This is a genomic window from Spirosoma rhododendri (assembly GCF_012849055.1).
Taxonomy (GTDB): Bacteria; Bacteroidota; Bacteroidia; order Cytophagales; family Spirosomataceae; genus Spirosoma; species Spirosoma rhododendri.
In genome coordinates this window covers 1,407,501-1,428,379 of record NZ_CP051677.1, presented here as the reverse complement: position 1 = coordinate 1,428,379, position 20,879 = coordinate 1,407,501, and the positions used below count along the sequence as shown (strand labels likewise).

General features: G+C 50.7%; 16 protein-coding genes (1 of these 16 only partly in view). 13 read left to right on the top strand and 3 right to left on the bottom strand.

The annotated features are described in order from the left end of the window. Window positions 1–11: 11 nt before the first annotated feature. Window positions 12–1,130 carry a DNA replication/repair protein RecF gene (gene recF / locus HH216_RS05645; protein ID WP_169549906.1) on the bottom strand — a complete coding sequence of 373 codons (1,119 nt, stop codon included), beginning with the start codon at window positions 1,128–1,130 and terminating at the stop codon, window positions 12–14. A gap of 191 nt (window positions 1,131–1,321) precedes the next feature. Here recF and pdhA point away from each other — a divergent pair, with 191 nt between their 5' ends. The 8 genes from pdhA to HH216_RS05605 all read left to right on the top strand — a co-directional run bounded on the left by pdhA (window position 1,322) and on the right by HH216_RS05605 (window position 10,302). Next, the gene (gene pdhA / locus HH216_RS05640; protein ID WP_169549905.1) at window positions 1,322–2,389 is read left to right on the top strand and encodes a pyruvate dehydrogenase (acetyl-transferring) E1 component subunit alpha; all 1,068 of its coding nucleotides are present in this window, start codon (window positions 1,322–1,324) and stop codon (window positions 2,387–2,389) included. 143 nt (window positions 2,390–2,532) lie between these two features. After that, window positions 2,533–3,477, top strand: a complete 945-nt coding sequence (locus HH216_RS05635) for a ring-cleaving dioxygenase (RefSeq protein ID WP_169549904.1) — start codon at window positions 2,533–2,535, stop codon at window positions 3,475–3,477. 1 nt (window position 3,478) lies between these two features. Next, window positions 3,479–4,117, top strand: a complete 639-nt coding sequence (locus HH216_RS05630) for an alpha/beta hydrolase (RefSeq protein WP_169549903.1) — start codon at window positions 3,479–3,481, stop codon at window positions 4,115–4,117. A gap of 36 nt (window positions 4,118–4,153) precedes the next feature. Continuing rightward, a complete protein-coding gene (locus HH216_RS05625; protein ID WP_169549902.1) occupies window positions 4,154–4,450 on the top strand; it encodes a muconolactone Delta-isomerase family protein in 297 nt (98 codons plus the stop codon). Between the two features lie 166 nt (window positions 4,451–4,616). Beyond that, a complete protein-coding gene (locus tag HH216_RS05620) occupies window positions 4,617–5,099 on the top strand; it encodes a ribonuclease domain-containing protein (protein WP_169549901.1) in 483 nt (160 codons plus the stop codon). Further along, entirely contained in the window at window positions 5,096–5,542 is a 447-nt protein-coding gene (locus HH216_RS05615; RefSeq protein ID WP_169549900.1) for a barstar family protein, read from the top strand. The genes HH216_RS05620 and HH216_RS05615 overlap by 4 nt, the downstream gene beginning before the upstream one ends. A gap of 105 nt (window positions 5,543–5,647) precedes the next feature. Continuing rightward, on the top strand, window positions 5,648–9,001 hold the full coding sequence (mfd, locus tag HH216_RS05610) for a transcription-repair coupling factor (protein ID WP_169549899.1): 3,354 nt from the start codon (window positions 5,648–5,650) through the stop codon (window positions 8,999–9,001). Between the two features lie 41 nt (window positions 9,002–9,042). Beyond that, window positions 9,043–10,302 (top strand): SUMF1/EgtB/PvdO family nonheme iron enzyme, encoded by a 1,260-nt coding sequence (locus HH216_RS05605; protein ID WP_169549898.1) that lies wholly within the window; start codon window positions 9,043–9,045, stop codon window positions 10,300–10,302. Window positions 10,303–10,353: 51 nt separating this feature from the next. Here HH216_RS05605 and HH216_RS05600 read toward each other — a convergent pair whose 3' ends face one another. Then, window positions 10,354–11,049: a ComF family protein gene (locus HH216_RS05600; protein ID WP_254448698.1), complete on the bottom strand. Its 696-nt coding sequence runs from the start codon at window positions 11,047–11,049 to the stop codon at window positions 10,354–10,356. A 73-nt stretch (window positions 11,050–11,122) separates the two neighbouring features. Here HH216_RS05600 and HH216_RS05595 point away from each other — a divergent pair, with 73 nt between their 5' ends. The 5 genes from HH216_RS05595 (at window position 11,123) to HH216_RS05575 (ending at window position 20,030) form a co-directional block, all read left to right on the top strand. Then, window positions 11,123–11,476, top strand: a complete 354-nt coding sequence (locus HH216_RS05595) for a hypothetical protein (protein ID WP_169549897.1) — start codon at window positions 11,123–11,125, stop codon at window positions 11,474–11,476. Window positions 11,477–11,493: 17 nt separating this feature from the next. Beyond that, window positions 11,494–14,793, top strand: a complete 3,300-nt coding sequence (locus HH216_RS05590) for a DUF4175 family protein (protein ID WP_169549896.1) — start codon at window positions 11,494–11,496, stop codon at window positions 14,791–14,793. Window positions 14,794–14,914: 121 nt separating this feature from the next. Continuing rightward, window positions 14,915–16,777 (top strand): tRNA uridine-5-carboxymethylaminomethyl(34) synthesis enzyme MnmG, encoded by a 1,863-nt coding sequence (gene mnmG / locus HH216_RS05585; RefSeq protein ID WP_169553272.1) that lies wholly within the window; start codon window positions 14,915–14,917, stop codon window positions 16,775–16,777. Window positions 16,778–16,831: 54 nt separating this feature from the next. Next, window positions 16,832–17,719 (top strand): class I SAM-dependent methyltransferase, encoded by an 888-nt coding sequence (locus HH216_RS05580; RefSeq protein ID WP_169549895.1) that lies wholly within the window; start codon window positions 16,832–16,834, stop codon window positions 17,717–17,719. A 490-nt stretch (window positions 17,720–18,209) separates the two neighbouring features. Next, complete coding sequence (locus tag HH216_RS05575) at window positions 18,210–20,030, top strand: tetratricopeptide repeat protein (RefSeq protein ID WP_169549894.1); 1,821 nt, start codon at window positions 18,210–18,212, stop codon at window positions 20,028–20,030. Window positions 20,031–20,088: 58 nt separating this feature from the next. Here HH216_RS05575 and thrC read toward each other — a convergent pair whose 3' ends face one another. Next, a protein-coding gene (gene thrC / locus HH216_RS05570; RefSeq protein WP_169549893.1) for a threonine synthase crosses the window boundary here: on the bottom strand, window positions 20,089–20,879 show its 3' portion. It continues 514 nt past the right edge of the window; only the last 791 of its 1,305 coding nucleotides appear in the window; its start codon lies off the right edge, out of view; the stop codon is at window positions 20,089–20,091.

Here is a 20,879-nt window from a genome sequence, read left to right as displayed (position 1 = left end):
GAGAGGGTACCCTACTGGCCAACTTCAAAAAAACGAACGTCGGTCTGTACGGTTGCCAGCAGGTCGCGCGTGCGTTCAGGCCGGGCGTCGGTGATGAACACCTGCCCAAAGGCGCCCTCGTCGATGCGACGAATCAACTTACCGATACGCCTGTCGTCGAGTTTGTCGAAAATATCGTCGAGGAGTAGAATCGGGCGAATGCCTTTCTCCGTCTGAATCTGATTGAACTGAGCCAACTTCAGGGCAATGACAAACGTTTTCTGCTGCCCCTGCGACCCGAACTTCTTCAACGGAACCCCGCCGATTAGAAAACCGTAGTCATCTTTGTGAATACCCATCGTCGTGCGTTGCAACACCGTATCGCGCCGACGGAAATGCCGGAATTCAGTAGCAAAGTCGGGTTTGCTGACCTCCGATTCGTAGACAATGTCGACGGCTTCGCGCTCATCGCTCAAGTAGGCGTAGTGGTTTCGAAAACCCGGTAGAAAGTCGCGCACGAACTGCTGCCGGGCGTCATGAATACGCTGCCCCAGCATCAGTAGGGGTTCATCGTACGTATCGAGGAGATCATTATCGACCTGGTTTCGCTCGGCGAATAGCTTGAGTAGACTGTTGCGCTGTTTCAGCACCTGCTGATACGTTAGGTAGTCGCGCAGGTAGTCGGGGTCGAGCTGGGAGAGGACGCCGTCGAAGAAGTGCCGCCGGTCTTCGCTATGTTCGCGGACGAGGTCGGTATCGTTGGGAGCCACCAATACAACCGGAAACCGACCAATGTGCTCGCTGATACGCTCGTACGGCTTTTTATCAGCCATCAGCACCTTACGCTGCCCCCGTTGCAGGCTGATTGTGATCTGTACCAACCGGTGACTGATCGAATGCTGATCGGGATTGTCGCCGGTATCTTCCTGAAAAACACCGTCGAGAATAAAGTAATCGGCGTCGTGCAATATGCTGAGCGCGTCCTGACTATGGAAGGCACTTTTGCTGAGCGACAGGAAGTAGACCGCATCAAGCAGGTTGGTTTTTCCACTGCCGTTTGGCCCCACGATTACATTAACCTGCCGACCGAACAGATACCGTCCATCCTCGTAATTTTTAAAATTGGTCAGGCTCAGTTTTTCGAGATGCATACGTATGGCTCGTAACGCGAGAATGCGTAATTTCGCGGCTGTCAGTTACCTGAATCAACGTTGATTAGTCAGTCTGATCTGGTATTGGCAACAAAGATACGGCTGGTTTGTTCGGTTCGTGGGTAGTGCCGGGAGCACACCGATTTCCACCTATCAACCGCAACCGCGACCGATTTAGCGAACTCATTCATATGGCAAGCGTCAAAGAAAAAGCACCGGCCTCCTCGTCGGAGACTACCAAGCAAAACGGCAAAGACCCCAAACCTGTGAAGACTGAATTCACGAAGGAGCAGTACATGTACTGGTACGAGTCGATGCAGTTGCAGCGGAAATTTGAAGAAAAAGCCGGTCAACTGTACGGTCAGCAGAAAATTCGCGGCTTCTGTCACCTTTACATCGGTCAGGAAGCGGGTTCGTCGGGTTCGTACACGGCGCTAACCAAAGACGATAAGTGGATCACGGCGTACCGCGACCACGGTATCCCACTCGCCCTCGGCTCAGATCCGAAAGCGGTTATGGCCGAACTGTACGCAAAGCAAACGGGCTCATCGAAGGGTAAAGGCGGTTCGATGCACATCTTCGATAAGTCGGTCAACTTCGTTGGTGGCCACGGAATCGTTGGCGCACAGATCCCGATGGGTGCCGGTATCGCCTTCGCCGAGAAATACAACAAGACCAAAAACCTTTGCATCTGTTTCTTTGGCGACGGTGCCGTGCGGCAGGGTGCGTTGCACGAAGCCTTCAACATGGCGATGCTCTGGAAACTGCCGGTCATCTTCGTCGTTGAAAACAACGGCTACGCAATGGGTACGTCGGTAGCACGGACGTCGAACGTAACTGAACTATACACGATTGGCGAGTCGTACGACATGCCGTCGGAGCCGGTTGACGCGATGGATGTTGAAGCCGTTCACGAAGCTGTTGGCCGGGCCGCCGAGCGCGCACGGTCGGGTGAAGGACCAACGTTCCTTGAGTTCCGTACCTACCGCTACCGGGGTCACTCGATGTCGGATCCGCAGAAGTACCGGACCAAAGACGAGGTTGAACAATACAAGCAGCGCGACCCGATTGAAATGGTACGGACCCGGATTCTGGAGAAAGGCCTTGCTACCGAAGCCGACCTGGAAGCGATCGATAAGAAGATTAAAGGAATCGTTGATGAGTCGGTGAAATTCGCCGAGGAGTCGCCGTACCCATCACCCGAAGAAGCGTATAAGGACGTGTACGTTCAGTCGGACTATCCGTTCCTGAAAGAATAAAATGGCTGATTATCATCTAGTAGAAGCCCGGTCATTTGATCGGGCTTTTTTTATTGAACAAATTTTATCAATTAATTGTATGTACATTAATTGCAATTGTTTTTATTTGCTCATCAGTTTGACTTCAACCAATTGAGTACATCATGGAAACGCTCATTAATGGATTGCATCACGTAACGGCTCTGGCTGGCAACACGCAGCGTAACGTCGATTATTATACGGGAATACTGGGCTTGAGACTCGTCAAAAAGACGGTCAATTTTGACGCGCCCGACGTGTATCACCTTTACTACGGCGACGAAACCGGTTCGCCCGGCACGATCATAACCTTCTTCCCGTACGAGGGCATTCCACGGGGCCGAAAGGGGGTGGGTCAGCTGACGTACACGGCGTTTTCGGTACCCGTTGCGAGTATGCAGTATTGGATCGACCGGCTGCATCAGTTCAACATCGCATACTCAGGTCCCAGCAAGCGCTTCAACGAATCGTATGTGCGGTTCGAGGATTTCGATGGTATGGGCGTTGAGCTGGTGTTCACGGATGAGGATACTCGCACCGGCTGGCACAACGGCTCAATTCCGGCCGAACACGCTGTCCGTGGCTTTCACACCGTCACGCTGAACGAACAAAACCCCGACCGTACTATCCAACTGCTAACGGACCTGATGCAGCATACGCTGGTAGCCGAAGAAAACGGCCTGTACCGTTTTCAGGCGGGTAAGGGCGGTTCCGGCAATTTTGTTGATGTATTGCGCGCACCGGAGGCTGTTCGGGCCTTGCAGGGGGGCGGTTCGGTACACCACGTCGCTTTTTCAACCGATTCCGACGAAACGCAGTTAACCATTCAGGAGCAGTTGCAGTCGGCCGGTTATCAGGTGACACCAGTGCAGGATCGTAACTATTTCAACAGCATTTACTTCCGCGAACCGGGTGGAGTGTTGTTTGAAATAGCTACGAACCCACCGGGCTTCTCCGTCGACGAATCTGTAGCGGAGTTGGGCACAGCCCTGAAACTACCCGCGCAGTACGAGTCGCGCCGGGCGAAAGTAGAGGCTGAATTGCCGCCGATTGAGGTAAAACAGTATTAATATGATTCACGATCCGAATGCTTTCATAACGGCAGGCAAACCGCTGGAGCAGGCTGGCAAAGTCATGATTATGGTGCATGGTCGGGGCAGCTCGGCCCGCGATATTCTGTCGTTGTCGCAGTACATCGAAGACGACGACTTTGCGTTTGTCGCGCCCAGCGCAAGCGGAGGAACCTGGTACCCCTACTCGTTTTTGCGGCCGATGGACGAAAACGAGCCGTATCTATCGTCGGCATTGGCGGTGCTTTCAGGTCTGCGGGCACGTCTGCAATCTGATCACAACGTCAACCCGTCGCAGCTGTACTGGCTTGGCTTTTCGCAGGGGGCCTGCCTGCTGTCGGAATACGTTGCCCGCAATGCGATGCGTTACGGCGGGGTGTTCAGCCTCAGCGGTGGCTTGGTCGGGCCGGACGGCACGGATCGCACCTACGGCGGGGACTTTGATGGGACGCCGGTATTCCTCGGTTGCAGCGACCGCGACAGCCACGTGCCGAAAGAGCGGGTGCTGGAAACGGAGCGGGTTTTGGGCGGTATGAACGCGGCTGTTACGACCCGGTTGTACCCAAATTTCCCACATACCATCAACGAAGATGAGCTAAAGATCGTTAATTTGCTGATAGCCGGTAGTCAGGTGCAGTAACCCATTCGACCGGCTCGACACAAAACAACGAATCACATGAGCCAGTACATGGTCGAGTTTGACCTTCCCACCATAATGGACGATGAATTTGCCAGTCAGATTCCCGCCCAGCGGGTGAAAGTCGATGAATTGATGGAACGGGGGCAATTGCTTTCCTACTCATTATCGGTAGATCGGCAAAAGCTATGGTGCATTTTCAAAGCCGATTCTGAACTGGAGGTGATGGAGTCGATCTCGGAGTTTCCGCTGATTAAATACATGACGCCGTTCGTAACGGAACTGATGTTTCATAACATGGTTGCGGCCAGAATCCCACTGTTCTCGCTCAACTAACCGAAAGCCCGCCATTGCTGGCGGGCTTTTTTTGTGCGTAGAAATTGTCTCAGACAGCATCCTGCTGTCGTGCAGTAAAGTACAGAGTGACCAGTACATAATTAACCGCTGATGCGGTTCGACAGCAGGATGCTATTCGAGACGTTCCCACCAGTAAGTTTGCACTATGAAACCGTACTTGATTCCCACATTCTACCGATTCACTCTATTCCTGTGTCTGCTCTTTTCCACCGTTGCCTGCCGCGGAAACGAACAGCAACAAACGCAGCAGACAGCTACTAACGTTCAGCAGCAACCGACACAGCGTGAACACCGACACCACCGCCATTCGGAGCGCACAGCCGACAATCAAACCAACCCGCCGACGAATAACACGGCCGCAGTTCCCGACTATGTACAGACGGTGCTGACTTACGTGCGCCAGAACAGACGGGCACCACAAGGTTACGTGGGTGGTCGAACGTTTGGCAATTTTGAAAAGTTATTACCCATTCAGAACAGTGCCGGGCTGCGGCTACGGTATCAGGAATGGGACGTAAAGCCGAAAGTTCAGGGGCAAAACCGGGGAGCCGAACGGCTTATCACCAGCTCCGACGACCACGCTTATTACACCCGCGACCATTACCGCTCTTTCACCGAAATCAAATGACACCGAACATATTCACCTGCCAGTCGGAACGCGAACTCGAAGCCCACTTCGCCGACTGGTTTATCGCGCACATCGACGGTAAGAAAGCGAACACACTCCGGGCTTTCTACGAAGAAATGGCCGACGTGCTCGAATTTCCCGATTCGTTTGGCTACAACCTTGACGCCCTCAACGACGCGCTAAACGACCTGCAATGGCTGGAAGACGAGCGTATCGTACTGTACTTCACCAACACCACCGATCTGATTAGCAAAGAGCGCGACCCGGCCAAAGTAGCCAGCGTGTTCAATATTCTGGACGCGACAGCCGAAGACTGGAAGTGGCTCGACGACGACGAAATGCTGGACAAAAAGGAGATTGTCGTCGTTTTCGAGAACAGCCCGCGCATCCAGACAACGTTGGAAAAGGAGCAGATCGATTTTCAGCTGATGGCCAGTTTATAGCCCTGTCTGGCTGCAACAAATTCTGTTTATACGCTGTTAGAAAATTATGCCGCCGGACTATGCGTCCAGCGGCTTTTCCAGTTTGTACTTACAATCTGATTGCGCTTGAAACCAGCCGAATTAGTTGGCCTGTACGCCAACGATAGTTTTATACAAATCCTGTCGGAGCCGTTTGGGCGCAAGCCTACCGGGGATCCGCAGCGGTTGCAAATTAAAGGCTTAGCGGGTAGTCTGGATGCGGTGTTTGCGTCGGCTATTGTTAAGTCGGTCGGGGGCAATCACCTGTTCGTGATGACCGACCGCGATGAAGCGGCTTACTTCTTCAACGACTTGCAGCACCTGCTCGAACGCGAGGTGTTGCTGTTCCCCATGTCGTACAAAAAGCCGTATCTGTACGAGGAGGTCGAGAACGCCAACGTACTGATGCGGGCGGAAGTGCTTAACAAGCTAAACCCGGCCCCGAAAGATGGGCTGCTGATGGTTACATATCCCGAAGCCCTATCGGAGAAGGTAATCAACAAACGGTCGTTGCAGGCTAACACGCTGACCATCCGGGTAGGGGAGAAGATCGATACGAACTTCGTCGCCGATCTGCTGCTGACCTACGAGTTCGAGAAGACGGATTTCGTCTATGAAGCGGGTCAGTTCTCGGTACGCGGGGGTATTATCGACGTTTTTTCGTTCGCCAGCGAATACCCGTTCCGTATCGACTTGTTTGGCGATGAGGTGGAAAGCATCCGCAAATTCAACCCGGAAACGCAGCTATCTACCGACCCGGTTGACTTCATCAACGTTATTCCGAACATCCAGACAAAGCTGATTGAGGAAACGCGGGACCCGTTTTTCAGCTTCCTGCCTGATTCGACCACGATCTGGGCGAAGGACGTTGAGTTTACGCTGGAGATCATTGAGAAATGCTACGAAAAGGCCGAGCAAAGCTTCGAGACGATTTTGGCCAGTAGCGGGGGGATTCAGGTTATATCCGACCCCGGCGATCTGTTCGAAACCCGACGCACGTTCCTGAATCAGGTCAAGGAGTTTCGCACGGTCGAGTTTGGGCGGAAATTCTACTTCAAAACCGACACCCGGCAGCAGTATCAATCGAAGCCGCAGCCGTCGTTTAACAAGGATTTCAAACGGCTGGTCGATACCCTGGGTGACAATCAGGCGAAGGGCTACACCAACGTCATCGCGGCCGAGTCGTTCAAGCAGCTAGACAGGCTTCGTAGCATTTTCGAAGAACTCGACCCCCACCTGACGTTTCAGCCGCTCAACATCGGTCTGCGCGAGGGGTATATCGACGATTCGCTGAAGATTGTCTGCTTCACTGACCATCAGCTTTTCGACCGGTACTACCGATTCAAAGTTCAGGATAAGTTTACCAAGTCGAAAGCCCTGACGTTGCGGGAGCTTAAAACGCTGCAACCGGGCGACTACGTAACCCACATCGATCACGGCATTGGCCGGTTTGCGGGGCTGGAAAAGGTCGACAACGCGGGGAATCAGCAGGAAGCGATTCGGCTAATTTACCGCGACAACGACATTCTGCTGGTCAGCATCCACAGCCTGCATAAGATTGCGAAGTACACCGGCCGGGAGGGGAGCCCCCCGCCGATGAGTAAGCTGGGTTCGCAGGAATGGGAACAGAAGAAATCACGCATTCGTAAGCAGGTCAAAGACATTGCCCGCGAACTGATTGCCCTCTACGCCAAACGCCGGAATGCGCCAGGCTACGCCTACAGCCGCGATACATTCCTGCAAACCGAGCTTGAATCGTCGTTCCTCTACGAAGACACACCCGATCAGGCGAAGGCCACCAAGGACGTTAAAGACGACATGGAGCGGCCAAACCCCATGGACCGGCTCGTGTGTGGTGACGTTGGTTTTGGCAAGACAGAAATTGCGATCCGGGCCGCGTTCAAAGCCGTCAGCGACAACAAGCAGGTCGCTGTGCTTGTCCCGACGACGATTCTGGCGATGCAGCATTTTAAGACGTTCTCGGAGCGCATGGCCGATTTCCCGGTCAAAATCGCGTACATCAACCGTTTCCGTACAGCCGCGCAGATCAAAGAGATTCTGAAAGGTGTCGCATCCGGCGAGATTAATATTCTGATTGGTACGCACCGGATTGTTAACAAAGACATCAAATTTAAAGACCTCGGCCTGCTGATTATCGATGAGGAGCAGAAGTTCGGGGTGAAGACGAAAGACCGGCTTAAGGAACTGCGTGTCGAAGTCGACGTGCTGACGCTGACGGCTACGCCCATTCCCCGGACGCTACATTTCTCGCTGATGGGTGCCCGCGACCTGTCGGTTATCGCTACTCCGCCACCCAACCGGCAACCCGTCACGACGGAGGTTCATGCGTTTAACGAGACTGTCATTCGCGACGCGATTAGCACGGAGGTTCGTCGGGGTGGTCAGGCATTCTTCGTGCATAATCGGATCAATGATATTGAGTCGATTGGTAATATGATTATGCGGCTAGTACCTGAAGCGCGGATTGGCGTGGCCCACGGGCAAATGGAAGGGGAGAAGCTGGAACGGATGATGACCCGTTTTATTGAAGGCGACTACGACGTGCTGATCTCGACGAACATCATCGAATCAGGACTGGATATCCCGAACGCCAACACGATTCTGATTAACAATGCGCACTACTTCGGTCTGTCGGATTTGCACCAGATGCGGGGTAGGGTGGGACGATCGAACCGGAAAGCGTTCTGCTACCTGTTGACCCCCCCACCGTCGGTACTGACGGCCGACGCCCGCAAGCGCCTGCAAACGCTGGAAGACTTTTCCGACCTTGGCGAAGGGTTTAAAATTGCCATGCGCGACCTCGACATCCGGGGGGCGGGTAACCTGTTGGGGGCCGAACAAAGCGGATTCGTTAATGACCTGGGTTTCGAGATGTACCACAAAGTGCTCGACGAAGCCGTGCAGGAACTGCGCGAAAACGAGTTCAAAGATCTGTTCGAGACAAAACCCGGCGAGTTGAATCTGCGGCTGCCCGATACAGTTATCGAAACCGATTTGCAGGTCGTCATTCCCGAACGCTACGTACAGAACATTTCGGAGCGATTGGCTCTGTACACCCGTCTCGACAGCATCGAAAATACGACCGAACTGGAAGCGTTCCGGCAGGAAATTCTGGACCGTTTCGGCCCAATTCCGGAAGAGGTCATTAACCTGATCGACATGGTAAACGTGCGGTGGAAAGCCGAGCGCTTATACCTTGAAAAACTGACGCTTAAGAATACTATTCTGAAAGGCTACTTCGTTTCTAACGGGAATGACGCGTTCTTCACGTCCGACCAGTTTGGCAAAGTAATTGAGTACATCAAGCGAAATCCCGCGAAGTGCTCATTAAAAGAGTCGAAAGGAAGGCCGATTTTTACGCATTCAGGCATTGAGTCGGTCGAGCAGTTAAACGCCGTTCTGGCCGAAATGACGAGTTAATCCTTACTTTAGCACCAGCGTATCTTACACAAAATACAGCAATGATTCAAAAGTATCACCTGCAACAAGCCGCTTATGTGCTGCTGGCAACGGCGGCTCTGTCAGCCTGTAAGCCGAAGCACCCGACGAGCGTACAGCCGGGTAAGAAGAGTACGGCGACTGGCATTGCCTACAATGAAAAAGACGGTTTTCAGGTAAAGAAGTTTGCAGGTCAGAAAGCAGGGCCCAACCTTGTTTTTGTTGAAGGCGGTCGTTTTACGATGGGCGCGCTGGAAGAAGACGTCATGAACAGCCGCGACAACCGCGAGCGTACCGTGTCGATTCAGTCGTTCTACATGGACGAAACCGAGATGGCGAACGTACACTACCTCGAATATCTGAACGCCATCACACGCGATTCGTCTGAAGAGGTTGTAAAAGCGGCTTTGCCTGACACAACTGTTTGGGCTAACCCGCTGTCGTTCAACGACTCATACGTAACACAATACCTTCGCTACCCGGCTTTCCGGTACTACCCGGTTGTTGGTGTATCGTGGGTACAGGCCAGCGATTATGCCCGTTGGCGGTCGGATGCTGTGAACAACGAACTGGCAAAAGGTGGAGCACCTAAGAAAAAAGGTGGTGGCTTCTCGCTGAAGCGCAAGTCGAAGCAGGCCGAAGATCCGGCACTGGCCGAAGCATCAGCGGCACCAGCAGCTAAGCCAAGTCTGGAAAGTGGTCAGATTCTGCCCGACTACCGGCTACCAACTGAGGCAGAATGGGAATATGCCGCCAAAGCACTTATCGGTACGCAGTACATGGACGAAAACCAGATCAACCAGCGGATTTATCCATGGGATGGTTCGTCGGTGCGTAACCCGAAGAAGGGTAAGAAGCAGGGTCAGATGCTGGCCAACTTCAAACGCGGTCGTGGTGACTATGCCGGTATCGCCGGTCGCTCAAACGACGGTGCAATCATCACCGCTGAAATTTACGCGTACCCCGCTAACGACTTCGGTCTGTACAACATGGCTGGTAACGTGAATGAGTGGGTGTATGACGTATACCGCCCCCTGTCGTATCAAGACGTCAGCGACCTGAACCCGATTCGTCGGAATGGCTACATGGATGAAGCCAAGAATTACGATGCGAAAAACAACCAGTCGCTCATCAACGATAAGTTACGGGTTTATAAAGGTGGTTCCTGGAACGACGTAGCGTATTGGCTGTCGCCGGGTACACGTCGCTTCCTCGATCAGGATTCGGCTACGGCAATGATCGGTTTCCGCTGCGCGATGATCGGTGTAGGTCGTAACAAGTAACAGTTGATTTTCATTACTAAAAGGGGGGCTTCTAAACGAAGCCCCCCTTTTTTATTGCGTTACAGCCAGTGTTATCACGCTGACTTCCCGACAGCCTGCCCGCAGTAATTCGACCGCGCAGGCTTCAATTGTGGCCCCCGTAGTAAGTACATCATCGACTATCGCAACGTGCTTGTCTTTCACGGCCTCCGCGTCAGCTACGGTAAACACAGATGATACGTTTGCCCACCGCTCCAGCCGGTTCTTTTTCGTCTGCGACGATTTGAATCGAGTTCTCACCAACACATCGGTTCGCGCAGGGGTGTGCATGGCTTCGCTTAATCCACTTGCGATTTGATCGGCCTGATTATACCCGCGCTGTCGCAGTCTTTGCTTGTGTAAGGGTACACCCACCAGCATATCAATGTCATTCGCCAGCGAATCATGCCCGGTCAGAATGGCCCCGTACCACCGCCCGAGCGCGGTTGCTGCGTCTTTGTTGCCGCCGTATTTTATCTGGTGAATGATGCGTTGCATTACGCTACCCTTGCTAAAACGCGCGTACGACATCACGTAGCGAACGGGCACTTTTCCGGCAAACTTATTGTGCGAATCGTTACGGTCGGGGCTTCGATAGTCGTTGGTTTCGGGCAATGATAATCGACAGCGTGTACACAGCAACTGATCGGCTTGAGCCAACATTTTATCACAACCCAGGCACAGCCGGGGGAAGAGCAAATTAATCAGGTCAGTTAGTAGACTTTTCATAAACCGAAACCAGAAGCCGCATCGTTACTTATGCGTAATTAATTGTAATTTAGAGAGTACTTACTTTTTTGACGTGACAGTTTCCGAAAAATCACATACAGAATCCGCTTGGGAAAACTTGCTTGATCAGCTACAGCAGCTGCTTGGCAAACGCCCGGCCGATTTAAACGCCGTCCTTTTTCTGATTGGCGTGCAAGAGTTGGGTAGGGGACCTATCCGATTCTCGAAAGAGCAGAAGCAGGACCTCATGCACATCGCCGTTTGTCGGGTGCTAAGCGAGTCGGGCTATTATGAGTTCAATGGTCCAGACAAAGACGGCTGGCCCCATTGGACGCTGGCAAAACCCTTGCCGCCCGGCGATTTACTTGCGCAGGAAGAATTGCTCAAAAGTCATGTACTTCTTTATTTTCAGTCTGTGTTCGCCTGATTCCCTTACCTACGATTATGCAATCATCCGCGGCCTACTCAACGCTCCTAGAGCGCATCGACGAATACAAACGGCGTTATTTTCAGAACCAGCTTGTTAAGGGAAGCCTGTTTTTCGTAGCCTTGCTCGGCAGCGCTTACCTGCTCATTAACACGGTCGAATTTGTTGGCCGCTTCAGTTCGGGCGGGCGGGCAGTCCTTTTCTTCGGCTTTCTAATTGCCGCCGTCGTTTGTCTATATCTGTTTATCATCCGCCCACTGCTTGGTCTTTATGGGCTGAGTAAACCGCTTTCTACAGATGAAGCGGCCCGGCAGATTGGTACGTATTTCCCTGACGTATCCGACAAGCTTCTCAACACGCTACAGTTGCAACGGATCAGTTCGGAGCAGAGCGACTTGCTGCGGGCCAGTCTTGATCAGCGTTCCCAGCAACTGCTTATTAACCGGTTTGCCAACGCAATTGAACTCAATCGCAACCGGCAGTTTCTGAAATACGCCATTCCTCCACTTGCGCTGATTTTGTTGCTGCTACTCATCAAGCCCGATGTGCTGACCCAATCGTCGACCCGTCTCGTCAACTACAATCAGGAGTTTGTTGAGGAAGCTCCTTTTCAGTTTGTTGTCCGCAACAAGTCGATGAAAGGGTTCCGCAACGAGGACTTTCCGTTAACAGTCGGGGTTACCGGGAATGCAGTTCCCGAGTCGGTTTACCTCGTCACCGATGGCACCCGTCTGAAACTTACACCGACAAAATCAGGCTACGGCTATACCTTCGACAACCTGCAACGAAACCTCAATTTTCGTCTGGAAGCGGCTGGCTTTACCTCTAAGGAGTACACGATTTCGTTGATCGACCGGCCCTCAATTCTGGCCTTCGATGTCCGCCTAAACTTCCCGGCTTACCTCAACAAACCTACTGAGCAGCTAACCAATGTAGGTAACCTGTTGATACCAGAAGGTACAGTTGTGAGTTGGTCCTTCGCTGCCGACCACACCGATTCGTTATCCCTGCGCTTTGCTTCCGATCGCTCCGCTATCAACGCTCAACGCACCGATGATGAGAAATTTTCGGCAACAAAGCGGCTGCTGCATAGCACTCAGTATGGCGTTTCGCTGCTCAACACTAACGTTCAGAAGCCTTCCTCTACGCAATACAACATACAAGTCATTCCAGACCGCTACCCTCAAATTACCGTAGACCGTATTCAGGACTCCACGACTTACAACTACATTGCTCTGTCTGGATTGATAAATGACGACTACGGTTTTTCAAAGCTTCGTTTGTCCTATACGGTAGATAGGGGAGGCAAGAAATCGCCTGTCTATTCTAAGGATATAGCACTCAACAGAACGACCACGTCCCAAAATTTTGCATATAACTGGTCGCTTGATAGCCTAAGATTGGGGCAGGAAGATAAGCTGGAGTACACGGTTACCGTGTGGGATAACGATGGTGTACACGGGCCCAAATCGGCTAAGTCAGTTCCTTTTGTTTTTGTCGTTCCATCAAACAGAGAGGTGCAGAAGCAGGTCGATCAATCGGCGGAGAAGACGCAGGAAAACATCGACAATGCACTCAGCAAAACCCAGGCTATCAAGAAAGAACTGAGTCAGCTTGAAGACCGGATGCGTACCAAAAAATCTTCCGATTTTCAGGACAAAAAGCAGTTACAGGACATTCTCCAGAAGCGGGAAGAGCTGATGCGGGAGGTGCAGAAGTTGCAGGAACAGTTTCAAAAAACCAACGATCTGCAACAGCGTTTTGCCGACAAGGAGAACGCCATGCAGGAGAAGCTAAAGCAATTGCAGAAGCTGTTTAACGAACTACTCGATCCCGAATCGAAGCAGTTGTACGAGCAGCTAAAACAGCTTCTTGAAAAACGTCAGGATGAAAAAGCATCGGATATGCTCGATAAGCTGAGCCGGAAGGAACGCAACATGGAGCGCGATCTTGACCGTGCGTTAAAGCTTTTCAAGCAGATGCAGCTGGAACAGAAGGTCAATAATGCTGCTGATCAGTTGGATAAACAAGCTGACAAACTTGATAAGCAGGCTGACGAAAATGACAAGAACGTTGGGTCTCAGGAACAACAGGAACAGCAGCAGCAACTATCGAAAGAAGAGTTTGACGCGCTAAAAAAGCAGATAGAAGAGCTTGAAAAGCAAGCGGACAAAGATGATTTAGACAAGCCTGAGTCTACTGAGGAACAACAGAAAGACGTCGATCAGCAGATGGAACAGGCGACGAAGCAGCTCAAGCAAAAGAAGAGAAAGCAGGCTTCGAGCGCGCAAAGCAAAGCCTCTAAATCGATGCGGTCGATGAGTAAGTCGATGCGCGAGTCAATGGAGTCAAACGAGATGCAGGAGAATCAGGAAAATATGGATGATTTGCGCAGTGTCCTCGACAACCTGATCACGCTCTCTTTTGGTCAGGAGAAAGTTATGAAGGAGTTTCGAGGCATGAGCCTCCAGGACCCGCGCGTAACCAAACTCTCTCAAGAGCAGCTCAAGTTACAGGATGATGCCAAAATTATCGAAGACAGTCTGAATGCGTTAGCGAGTCGGGTAGCACAGATTCAACCTTTCGTCACACGCGAGCTCTCCAACATGAAGCTTTACATGGACGAGAGTGCTCAGCATCTTAAAGATAGACGTTTGAGCATGGCATCATCCAAACAGCAGTTTGCCATGACATCCATCAACAATCTGGCGCTTATGCTAAGCGATGTGTTGAAAAACATGCAACAGCAGATGAATGCCATGGCTAGTCCCGGTAAGGGAAAAGGAAGTAAAAAAGGTAAGAGTCCTGGTATGAGCGAATTGCAACAGCAGCTTAATTCTCAGATGCAGCAGCTTCAGAAAAGTGGAAAGACTGGCCAGGGACTATCTGAGGAGCTTTCGCGTTTAGCTGCACAGCAAGCAATGGTGCGTGACATGCTCAAAAAGTTGGAGGAAAATGCGAAGGGAACTGAAGCTGGAAAACAGCAGGGCGATCAGGTAAAAGATCTGATGGAAAAAATGGACCAGACCGAAACGGATCTCGTCAATAAGCGCATTACCCAAAACACGATTAATCGGCAGAACCAAATTCTGACACGATTACTCGAATCTGAGAAAGCGTTAAAGCAGCAGGAGGAGGACCCCAAGCGTCAGGCTGAAGCGGCCCGCTCGCAGAAGAGCAGCACACCTGCCTTTTTTGATACTATTAAAAATGGCCAGTTTACCAAGCAGACCGAAGTTTTACGGTCTGTAACGCCTAACTACAATATCTTCTACAAGAAAGAAGCGAACCAATACTTGCAGAAACTCAGCAAGTAGGTAGTTACTTGATTTTGAACCGCTCGCTTGGCACAAAGGCGAGCGGTTTTTTGTTGTCGTTGCATAAATATTCAACCACGTGAAAAGTTTCCACGTGAAACATTTTACAAAAACTATTGAAATGACGTCAAGTTATGATGTGATTGTGGTGGGGGGAGGACATGCCGGTTGTGAGGCTGCATACGCGGCTGCCACGATGGGATCGCAGGTCTTGCTCATTACAATGAATATGCAGACTATTGCGCAAATGTCCTGCAACCCGGCAATGGGCGGAGTAGCGAAGGGGCAGATCGTACGTGAGATAGATGCACTGGGTGGCATGTCAGGGATCATTTCGGATAAAACGATGATTCAATTTCGGATGCTGAATCGATCGAAAGGTCCTGCCATGTGGAGCCCCCGGTGTCAAAGCGACCGTCATGCTTTCGCGTGGGAATGGCGCAAGACACTAGAAAACAATAATAATGTAAGTTTCTGGCAAGACTCCGTCAACGAACTACTTGTAAAAGACAACGCTGTTTACGGCGTAAAAACGATGATGGGTATCGTTTTTCACGCTAAAAGTGTCGTGCTCACAAACGGGACATTCCTGAACGGACGCATGTTTATCGGCGAAAAAACGTTTGGTGGTGGTCGTACGGGGGAGGCCGCAGCGAGTGGGCTGACCGAGCAGCTTGTAGAGTTGGGCTTCGAGAGCGGGCGAATGAAAACGGGAACACCGCCCCGGATTGACGGCCGTAGCCTGAATTATGAAGCAATGGAAGAGCAGCTTGGCGATACGAAGCCCGGCAAATTTTCCTATTCAGATACCCCCGCTCTGATTGAACAGAAAAGCTGTTGGATCACCTACACCAACCAGGCTGTGCATGACGAGCTTAAAACAGGGTTTGAAAAATCGCCAATGTTCACAGGTCGCATCAAGGGCCTTGGGCCTCGTTACTGTCCATCAGTAGAAGATAAAATCAACCGATTCGCAGATAAGGACAGGCACCAGATTTTTGTCGAGCCGGAGGGCAAAGACACGGTTGAGATATACGTAAACGGCTTTTCAACTTCGTTACCAGAGGACGTACAATTGAGAGCGTTGCAAAAAATTACGGGTTTCGAGCGCGCCAAAATGTTCCGGCCGGGGTACGCGGTGGAGTACGATTATTTTCCACCGACCCAGTTAAAACATACGCTGGAGACGCATCTGATAGCTAATCTATTCTTCGCAGGCCAGATAAACGGCACGACTGGATATGAAGAAGCTGCCTGCCAGGGCTTGATTGCAGGTATCAATGCGCACCACACTGTCTGTGAAAAAGACCCGTTTACGATCAAGCGATCAGAGGGGTATATCGGTGTGCTGATTGATGATCTAATCACGAAAGGGACGGAAGAGCCTTATCGGATGTTTACGTCGAGGGCGGAATACCGCACCTTGTTAAGGCAGGATAACGCTGATATTCGACTGACGGAAAAAGGGTACAAGATTGGTCTTGCTTCTCAACAGCGATACGACGCGTTAGTCGAAAAGCAGCAAAAGATAGCTGAACTGACAGACGCCATTCAAAGCAAGCGGGTGAAACCAGAAGGCATAAATGATTGGCTAACTACCCAGAATAGTTCACCGCTGCGGGAGACAGCTACCCTGCGAACACTTGTGAAACGGCCTGAAATCACGGCGGAAAACGTGTCTGAACTATTGGCCATTACTTTGCCTGACACGACAAAGTTCAATGAAGAGGTTGTTGAACAAACAGTAATCGAGATCAAATACGAGGATTATCTGTTGCGGGAAAAGCAGAACGCCGACAAGTTAGACCGCTGGGAAAATCTGTCAATCGGTACAGAGTTTGACTATGATAAACTGAAAGCGTTGTCGTTTGAAGGTCGGGATAAACTGAAGCGAACGCGGCCATCCACCATTGGTCAGGCCTCCCGAATCAGTGGAGTTAGCCCGTCTGATATTTCAATTTTGCTGGTTTACATGGGTCGGTAGGTTAGTACACTACCGGCCACTTTCATATTATCTGTTTTCCGTAAATGCACAAGAATGTCTTCGTTTGAAACTGTTCAGTACTGCCCTGTGTGCTCGGGCACTATATTTTCCTCCTACGTATCATGTAAAGATTATCTGGTCAGTAACCAGACATTCGAGATACAATCGTGCGATGCGTGTGGATTCCGTCTGACAAACCCACGCCCTGACGCAGCTTCGATAGGGCAATACTATAAATCTGAAGAATACATATCTCACAACGATAGTGGGGGAGGGCTGATCGGAACAGTTTACAAAGGCGTTCGTTCCTATACATTACGTGCAAAACTGGCCCTGATAAATTCATTGGTAGAAAAGAAAGGTCGCCTTCTTGACGTGGGTTGCGGAACGGGATCCTTTCTGGAAACGTGCCAAAAAGACAACTGGCAGATTGCCGGTATGGAGCCGGACGCCGATGCCCGGTCAGTCGCTAAGTCAAAACTGAATGTCGCACTAGCCAGCTCTCTGGCAGAGGTACCGCAAAACCAGTACAACGTAATCACGCTTTGGCATGTGCTCGAACATATCGCTGAGCTGGAAAAAACAGTGGCTCGGTTCCATCAGCTGTTGGACGACTCGGGTTCACTACTGATTGCAGTCCCAAACTCTGACTCGTACGACGCACAAACGTTTGGCCCGTATTGGGCAGCCTTCGATGTTCCTCGTCACCTGCATCACTTCACACCAGAAACGATAAAGCGGTTATTCGAGAAACACAGTTTCAAACTTGCTGACAAGAAGCCAATGGTCTTCGACTCTTTTTACATCAGCATGCTGAGCAGTCGCTATCAAACTGGTCAGACTGATTATCTGCAAAGCATCAGGACTGGACTACAGTCAAACTTGCGCGCCAGGAAAACAGGTAACTGGTCTAGTCTTATCTACATCTTCAAGAAAGCTTAACAGCACAATCCACCGCCGTTAGGGCCTATTGTACCCTCCCCGATAAACAGGTCAATTTGACATTAAAAAAAGCTAACTTTTCTGTGGATAATGGTGTGTATAAGTCCAATATCCTGTGGATAGGATGTTAGAAACCTGATGACAAAATGTTGATGGTTGTGGATATGATTCAGCTATTACGTAATCCACAGCGTTACGGTGGAAAAGAGAGGAGATGTGAACCGGTTGTTCAAAACTTTTCCCCACTCAATTTAGTGGACAATTATTATGCACAAATCCACACCATGGTTGACCCTGCAATGTGGAAAAAATGTTAATTTTCTGATTGATAGTTAATTACATGTGGATAAGTCTACGATCGGTTTAGACAGTAGACGTGGCTTTATCCACATGAAGAGTACCCAAGTGTGTACAATCTTTTTGTGCACATATCCACATGACTAATGATTACAGTAACGTTTATTTAAATAAAGAATAACTAATAAATATAATGTGGTTAAGAACGCTGTTGACTCTTTGGTTGTGTGCTGCGTGGCTGGGTGGTTACTGCCAAACGGCGGGGCAGCCCGTTGGGGGAACGACGCTGGCGGACGAATACTTCAAAAGTGGAGAATTCAGTAAAGCCGCCGACGAATACGCCAAGCTGATAAAAACGGACGCGACCTGGCCACGGCTCAACCTATACGTGCAGAGCTTGCAGCGAAGCAGCCGGTCGGCGCAGGCAGAAAAGTTTTTGCGGCAACAGGTTCGGGGTGGTGAAGCGATGAAACCCTTCAGCGAATTGTTGCTGGGTCAGTTGGCGCAACAGAAAGGCGATACCCTACAGGCAGCCAAAGACTACACAGCAGCAATCAAGTCTGCCCGAACGTCGACTGTAGCGCTCGAACGGCTGGCGAGGGCATTCCAGGATATCAACGAATCGAAATGGGCGATTGTAAGCCTCGAAACAGGTAGGGAGGTAAGTCAGTCGCCCACGGCATTCAGCGAGGAACTGATGGCGTTGTATAAGGCCACAGGGCAAACAGCGAAGGCTATCGACGAAAGTATAAACACCGCGAAGCAATCTGACCGAAAGGAAGCCGTGTTTGCGAGTCTACAGAGCTACATCAACACGAAAGATGAACCGCTCATTGAGAAGGTTCTTTACGAGCGAATACAGAAGGAACCGAATGAACTAGCCTACAACGATATCCTGATTTGGTTTTACACGCAGAAGCAGAAATTCAGTCGGGCGCTCCTGCTGGAGAAAGCGACTGACAAACGTTTGAAGCTTGCTGGTAGTCGGGTATACGAGTTGGGTATGCTAGCCCTGAACAACAAAGAATACAAAACGGCTTCTGACGCATTCGAATACGTGTGCGTAACTTATCCACAAGGGCAGTTATATCCAGCTTGTCGCAGACTGGTCATCAACGCGCGGGAAGAGCAGGTTAAAAACACCTACCCAGTTGATGTAAATGAAATCCGCAAGCTGATAACTGACTATCAGAAGATGGTGCAGGAGCTGGGTCTGAACGCTAAAACGTTGGAAGCGTTGCGTAGTACAGCCAACCTGTACGGTAATTACCTCGACAGTAAAGACACGGCGATTACTGTACTCGACATGGCTATCGATTTGGGGAAAACTGACCGGAGCTTTGTGGATAAGTGCAAACTAGATAAGGGAGACATCTATTTGCTCAAAGGCGAACCCTGGGAATCCACATTGCTGTATTCTCAGGTGGAAAAGTCTGAGAAAGAAGAGTTACTTGGCTACGAAGCCAAGTTGAAAAACGCCAAGCTTCACTATTACAAGGGAGATTTTACCGTCTCGAAAGATATACTCGATGTGTTGAAACTTGCTACATCCCGCGAGATCGCTAATGACGCCGAGCAACTGAGTCTGCTGATTGTGGATAACACGGGTATGGACAGCACCGAAGCCGCTATGCGTGAATATGCAGCTGTCGACCTGCTGCTTTTCCAGAATAAAACAGACGAAGCTGTGGATAACTTGAACCGGATGTGGAAAAAATACGGTGATCACAGTCTGGCCGATGAGGTGCTTTGGCTACGGGCTAACACCTATTTTAAGCAGGGCAAAATGACACAGGCACTGGATGATCTGAAGCTGATAACGAGCAAGTACCCAACAGATATATTGGGTGATGATGCGCTGTACATGACTGGGAAGATCTACGAGGAGCAGATAAAAGATAAGTCCGCAGCGATGGACGCTTACCAGAAAGTACTCGCCCAATACCCGGGTAGTATCTACGGGGCCGATGCCCGCAAACGCTTCCGGATACTGCGGGGCGACACTGTGAATTGAGTTAGTGCAAACAAAACGAAAGAGCCGAATCCCTGATCCGGCTCTTTCGTTTTCGAGACTATACCGTTTGTAACAGTGCTTCTCTAAATGACTCGTATTCCTTGCCGATCTGAATACTCTGTTTATGCTTGTCGGCCATAACAGCTAGTCGTTCTGGAACGTCAACGGGTTTACCAATCACTTCCTCAACGAGCGGCTTGAATTTAGCCGGATGAGCGGTAGCTAGTGCAACACCCACGAACGATTGATCCGTTTCCTGTTTGTACTGTTGCAACCCCATAATTCCAATAGCCGTATGGGGGCAGGCGACGTAGTCGTACTGCTCATACAGCCGTTTCATGCCTTGCCGTGTTTGCTCATCGTCGAAGTAATAACCAGATATGTTATTCCGAAATGACTCGTGCTGGTCATCGAACAGGTGCGATAGTCGGACAAAATTGCTGGGTGCGCCCACGTCCATCGCGTTCGAAATTGTTGGTACCGACGCCATCGGCGAATAAACACCCGTCTTAATATAGGAGGGGACAACCTGGTTCAGGTTGGTGGAAGCCACAAAATGATGCACCGGCAACCCCATCTGCTGCACCAGTACACCTGCGCTCAGATTACCAAAGTTGCCGCTTGGTGTCGAAAACACGACGGGTTTACCTGCATCTCTTACCTGCCCGTAAGCACGCACGTAGTAAAAACCCTGTGGAATTAGCCGGAAAATGTTGATTGAGTTTGCCGACGACAAAGCCAATTGGTTGTTAAGCTCTTTGTCCAGGAAAGCCTGTTTGACAATGGCCTGGCAATCGTCAAACAAACCATCAACTTCAAAAGCCTGCACATTTCCACCCAGTGTGGTGA

Excerpts from the sequence above, each read along its gene's own strand:
- mnmG (WP_169553272.1), top strand. The coding sequence starts at position 14,915 with ATGACGTCAAGTTATGATGTGATTGTGGTGGGGGGAGGACATGCCGGT.
- pdhA (WP_169549905.1), top strand. The coding sequence starts at position 1,322 with ATGGCAAGCGTCAAAGAAAAAGCACCGGCCTCCTCGTCGGAGACTACC.
- HH216_RS05635 (WP_169549904.1), top strand. The coding sequence starts at position 2,533 with ATGGAAACGCTCATTAATGGATTGCATCACGTAACGGCTCTGGCTGGC.
- HH216_RS05620 (WP_169549901.1), top strand. The coding sequence starts at position 4,617 with ATGAAACCGTACTTGATTCCCACATTCTACCGATTCACTCTATTCCTG.
- HH216_RS05615 (WP_169549900.1), top strand. The coding sequence starts at position 5,096 with ATGACACCGAACATATTCACCTGCCAGTCGGAACGCGAACTCGAAGCC.
- HH216_RS05580 (WP_169549895.1), top strand. The coding sequence starts at position 16,832 with ATGTCTTCGTTTGAAACTGTTCAGTACTGCCCTGTGTGCTCGGGCACT.
- HH216_RS05600 (WP_254448698.1), bottom strand. The coding sequence starts at position 11,049 with ATGAAAAGTCTACTAACTGACCTGATTAATTTGCTCTTCCCCCGGCTG.
- HH216_RS05605 (WP_169549898.1), top strand. The coding sequence starts at position 9,043 with ATGATTCAAAAGTATCACCTGCAACAAGCCGCTTATGTGCTGCTGGCA.
- recF (WP_169549906.1), bottom strand. The coding sequence starts at position 1,130 with ATGCATCTCGAAAAACTGAGCCTGACCAATTTTAAAAATTACGAGGAT.
- HH216_RS05630 (WP_169549903.1), top strand. The coding sequence starts at position 3,479 with ATGATTCACGATCCGAATGCTTTCATAACGGCAGGCAAACCGCTGGAG.
- HH216_RS05575 (WP_169549894.1), top strand. The coding sequence starts at position 18,210 with ATGTGGTTAAGAACGCTGTTGACTCTTTGGTTGTGTGCTGCGTGGCTG.
- HH216_RS05590 (WP_169549896.1), top strand. The coding sequence starts at position 11,494 with ATGCAATCATCCGCGGCCTACTCAACGCTCCTAGAGCGCATCGACGAA.
- HH216_RS05625 (WP_169549902.1), top strand. The coding sequence starts at position 4,154 with ATGAGCCAGTACATGGTCGAGTTTGACCTTCCCACCATAATGGACGAT.